Below are 426 nucleotides of genomic sequence, written 5' to 3'. Positions count from 1 at the left end.
CCAATACGAATACTGTCCATACGATTGAATATTTTTGGGGGTATCCCCTTGAAACGTAAGCGACCTAATTTCGGTAATTGAACCTGTCGAGAATTAATGATCCGAACACTACCATTTTGCATGTTAGGCATAGCTAATTTACTAGCATACATGCAGGAAGTTTGGTAGCTTTGTTCAATTCTTTTTTTATGAAATACTGGTGTTCCAGCACGATGAACTTTCCGAAATAAATTCCAAGCAGCACGATAATTTTTGATAGCATTAGCTTTCATTAAGCTATCTAAATCATTATCATTAAGCCAACCATGAACATTTGATATGCCAGTAGCTGGCGTCTTTAATCGTTGTTCTAGTATTTGAATTTGTTTTTGTACCAGTTCAATTGGTATTTTCACTTGGTGAAGTAAAAATAACTCTTTATTCATT

Annotated in this window: 1 pseudogene; it reads right to left on the bottom strand. The window is 34.5% G+C overall.

Annotated features, from left to right (window positions below):
* A pseudogene (locus FC26_RS08890) lies at nt 1-425 on the bottom strand (RNA-guided endonuclease InsQ/TnpB family protein); the annotation flags it as partial.
* Nucleotide 426 lies beyond the last annotated feature (1 nt).

This window comes from Paucilactobacillus vaccinostercus DSM 20634 (assembly GCF_001436295.1).
GTDB lineage: Bacteria > Bacillota > Bacilli > Lactobacillales > Lactobacillaceae > Paucilactobacillus > Paucilactobacillus vaccinostercus.
This window is presented reverse-complemented; position numbering and strand designations above follow the sequence as displayed.